Below are 4,726 nucleotides of genomic sequence, written 5' to 3'. Positions count from 1 at the left end.
GGTGAGTGTACCTTTCGAATAAGCACCGGCTAACTACGTGCCAGCAGCCGCGGTAATACGTAGGGTGCAAGCGTTATCCGGAATTATTGGGCGTAAAGGGCTCGTAGGCGGTTCGTCGCGTCCGGTGTGAAAGTCCATCGCTTAACGGTGGATCCGCGCCGGGTACGGGCGGGCTTGAGTGCGGTAGGGGAGACTGGAATTCCCGGTGTAACGGTGGAATGTGTAGATATCGGGAAGAACACCAATGGCGAAGGCAGGTCTCTGGGCCGTCACTGACGCTGAGGAGCGAAAGCGTGGGGAGCGAACAGGATTAGATACCCTGGTAGTCCACGCCGTAAACGGTGGATGCTGGATGTGGGGACCATTCCACGGTCTCCGTGTCGGAGCCAACGCGTTAAGCATCCCGCCTGGGGAGTACGGCCGCAAGGCTAAAACTCAAAGAAATTGACGGGGGCCCGCACAAGCGGCGGAGCATGCGGATTAATTCGATGCAACGCGAAGAACCTTACCTGGGCTTGACATGTTCCCGACAGCCGCAGAGATACGGTCTCCCTTCGGGGCGGGTTCACAGGTGGTGCATGGTCGTCGTCAGCTCGTGTCGTGAGATGTTGGGTTAAGTCCCGCAACGAGCGCAACCCTCGCCCTGTGTTGCCAGCGCGTAATGGCGGGAACTCACGGGGGACCGCCGGGGTCAACTCGGAGGAAGGTGGGGATGACGTCAGATCATCATGCCCCTTACGTCCAGGGCTTCACGCATGCTACAATGGCCGGTACAACGGGATGCGACCTCGTGAGGGGGAGCGGATCCCTTAAAACCGGTCTCAGTTCGGATTGGAGTCTGCAACCCGACTCCATGAAGGCGGAGTCGCTAGTAATCGCGGATCAGCAACGCCGCGGTGAATGCGTTCCCGGGCCTTGTACACACCGCCCGTCAAGTCATGAAAGTGGGTAGCACCCGAAGCCGGTGGCCCAACCAGTTCTGCTGGGGGGAGCCGTCTAAGGTGAGACTCGTGATTGGGACTAAGTCGTAACAAGGTAGCCGTACCGGAAGGTGCGGCTGGATCACCTCCTTTCTACGGAGAATTTCAGGCTTCTGTTTGGAAGCCGGTGTGTGCCCCGAGCGTGTGGAATGGTTCCACGGTTTGCTTGGGGATGCTGGTGTGGAAGAGATTGTTGTCTTGCCGTTCCCTCGAGGGATGGCGGAAGTGGTGTGGATATGCTTTTGGGCTCCCGGACCGCCACCCCACAATGTTTGGTTGTGGTGCGGTTCGTTGCCCATGCGGAGTAGCCGACGCCTTGAAGGTTGTTGGTGGAACGTGTGGCGCGTGGTGGTTTGAGAACTGGATAGTGGACGCGAGCAAAGAAAACAGATTGTTGTTTTCTTTTGCTTATCGCGATTTCGCCAGACTCCGTTTGGAGTTTGGTTTCGAGATCGATCGTTTTGTGATCATTTTTAGTGTGATGATTTGTCGTCTGGCGATCTTGCTATCAGGAAACCTGCGGGTGGAACGACAGTGTTGTTTTGCTGTTGTGCCGCTTGCAAGGGCGTATGGTGGATGCCTTGGCAGACAGTACCGATGAAGGACGTTTGAGGATGCGATAATCCTAGGGGAGCCTCCAACATGGCTTTGATCCTAGGGTCTCCGAATGGGGGAACCCGCCGGCCGTCATGGGCCGGCACCGCANGCATGTGTCCCGGTTCCGACGGACCGGGCGGGAGTGATAAAACGGTGTTCCAGGGGAACAGGCTTGAAGGCCTGGCCGTAGAGGGTGCGAGCCCCGTACCTGGACGGATGCCGTCTTCCGATCGTGTTTCCCAAGTAGCGCGGGCCTCGTGGAATCCCGCGTGAATCAGCCCAGACCGTTGGGTAAGTCTAAGCATACCTGTCTGACCGATAGCGTACCAGTACCGTGAGGGAAAGGTGAAAAGCACCCCGGGAGGGGAGTGAAACAGTTCCTGAAACCGTGCGCCTACAATCCGTCGGAGCCTCCNTTGTGGGGTGACGGCGTGCCTATCGAAAAATGAGTCTGCGAGTCAGTGGTACGTGGCGAGCGTAAGCCGTGTGGCGAACGCGTAGCGAAGGCGAGTCTTAAAAGGCGTTGAGTCGCGTGTCCTGGACCCGAAGCGGGATGATCTAGCCCTGGGCAGGTTGAAGCGTGGGTAAGACCGCGTGGAGGACCGAACCCACCTGGGTTGAAAACCGGGGGGATGACCTGGGGCTAGGGGTGAAAGGCCAATCAAATTCCGTGATAGCTGGTTCTCTCCGAAATGCATTTAGGTGCAGCGTCGGTTGATTGCGTCGCGGGGGTAGAGCTACCGGATGCTTGCGGGCCCTTGTTGGGTACCAACAGCAGCCGAACTCCGAATACCGTTGACGTGTATTCCGGCAGTGAGTCGGCGGGGGATAAGCTCCGTCGTCGAGAGGGAGACAGCCCAGACCGTCGTTTAAGGTCCCTAAGCGTGTGCTAAGTGGGAAAGGATGTGGAGTCGCATAGACAGCCAGGAGGTTGGCTCAGAAGCAGCCATCCTTGAAAGAGTGCGTAACAGCTCACTGGTCTAGTGGTTCCGCGCCGACAATGTAGCGGGGCTCAAGCACACCACCGAAGACGCGGCAGCATGATTCGTTCATGCTGGGTAGGAGAGCGTCCCCTGAGGGGCGAAGCGGCCGGGTAACCGTGTCGTGGACTTCAGGGGAGTGAGAATGCAGACATGAGTAGCGAGAGACGGGTGAGGATCCCGTCCGCTGGATGACCAAGGGTTCCGGGGCCACGTTCGTCGTCCCCGGGTGAGTCGGGTCCTAAGGCGAGGCCGACAGGCGTAGTCGAATGGATGAACGGGTGGATATTCCCGTACCGGCAGCGAACCGACAGGACCGAATCCGTGAGTACTAACCTCCGGATTCCGGGCCGTGTCCCTTCGGGGATTTCGGTCTGGTTTTCGTTGGGACCGTAATGGTAGTAGGTCAGCGCAGGGGTGACACGGAATGGGAGCCGGCCGCGGAGGTGGTTTTCCGTGGTCAAGCACGCAGCCGGTCATGCAGGCAAATCCGCATGACGTATACGGCGAGGTGCGATGATGGGGACCGTATGGTCCGATATCCGGTGGTCCAGGCCGTCGAGAAAAGCCTCGGCGCGAGGGGCGTTGCCGCCCGTACCCCAAACCGACACTGGTGGTCAGGTAGAGAATACCAAGGCGATCGAGCGAATCCTGGTCAAGGAACTCGGCAAATCACTCCCGTGCCTTCGGTATAAGGGAGACCCCTGACGGTGAAGGATCTTGCATCCGGAGCTGTCGGGGGTGGCACAGACCAGGGGGTAGCGACTGTTTACCAAAAACACAGGTGCATGCGAAGGCGAAAGCCGCTGTATATGCACTGACGCCTGCCCGGTGCCGGAAGGTTAAGAGGATCCGTCAACTCCTTTTGGGGTGAAGCGGTGAATTCAAGCCCCGGTAAACGGCGGTGGTAACTATAACCATCCTAAGGTAGCGAAATTCCTTGTCGGGTAAGTTCCGACCTGCACGAATGGCGTAACGACTTCCCCACTGTCTCGACCAGGAGCTCGGCGAAATTGCAGTACGAGTAAAGATGCTCGTTAAGCGCAGAAGGACGAAAAGACCCCGGGACCTTTACTATACCTTGGTATTGGCGTTAGGCGCGGATTGTGTAGCATAGGCGGGAGGCTTCGAAGCGGGTGCGCCAGCATCCGTGGAGCCGCAAGGTGAAATACCGCTCTGTTCTCGTTTGACGTCTAACCTCGANTCAGGGACAGTGCCTGGCGGGTAGTTCAACTGGGGCGGTTGCCTCCCAAAGAGTAACGGAGGCGCTCAAAGGTCCGCTCAGCCCGGTTGGCAATCGGGTGTCGAGTGTAATCGCACAAGCGGGCTTGACTGCGAGGACGACGGTCCGAGCAGGGACGAAAGTCGGAGATAGTGATCCGGTGCCGGCGCACGGGCGCGGCATCGCTCAACGGATAAAAGGTACCCCGGGGATAACAGGCTGATCATTCCCAAGAGTCCATATCGACGGGATGGTTTGGCACCTCGATGTCGGCTCGTCGCATCCTGGGGCTGGAGCAGGTCCCAAGGGTTCGGCTGTTCGCCGATTAAAGCGGCACGCGAGCTGGGTTCAGAACGTCGTGAGACAGTTTGGTCTCTATCCTCTGCGCTCGTTGGAATCCTGAGGAGGCCTGCCCATAGTACGAGAGGACCTGGGTGGACGAACCTCTGGTATGCCGGTTGTCACGCCAGTGGCACGGCCGGTTGGCTACGTTCGGGAGGGATAACCGCTGAAAGCATCTAAGCGGGAAGCCTGCTCCAAGATTAGGATTCCTTACAGTCTTGAACTGTTGAAGCCCGCATGTTGAACACGTGTTTGATAGGCCGGGGGTGGAAGTCCCGTGAGGGATGGAGCCGACCGGTACTAACGGGCGATGGCGACATAACATTCCAATCCTTTGTTGGGTTGGTTCCGCGTCTTTCCTGTGCTGGATCGTTCCGACGGCAATATGCGCTGGAATGGTCACTGAACGATACAATCGATAAGCTTCGCGTCCGCTGTCCGGTTCCCAGACCGCCACCGATAACATGCCGGCTTGGATTCCTTGTGGTTTCCTTGCCGTTGACCATGGTTTTGCGGTGGTCATAGCCCTGGTGAGACGCCCGGTCCCATTCCGAACCCGGTAGCTAAGGCCAGGCGCGGCGATGGTACTGCACTCGAGAGGGTGT

3 rRNA genes are annotated in these 4,726 nt (G+C 58.3%); all 3 read left to right on the top strand.

Features of this window, described 5'->3' with window-relative positions:
• Positions 1 to 1,073, top strand: a 16S ribosomal RNA gene (locus tag AC1ATL_RS10670); the annotation flags it as partial.
• Between the two features lie 456 nt (positions 1,074 to 1,529).
• Positions 1,530 to 4,444, top strand: a 23S ribosomal RNA gene (locus AC1ATL_RS10665).
• A 188-nt stretch (positions 4,445 to 4,632) separates the two neighbouring features.
• Positions 4,633 to 4,726: ribosomal RNA gene (gene rrf / locus AC1ATL_RS10660) — 5S ribosomal RNA — on the top strand; the annotation flags it as partial.

This window comes from Bifidobacterium sp. LH_743, from assembly GCF_056355775.1.
This window is presented reverse-complemented; position numbering and strand designations above follow the sequence as displayed.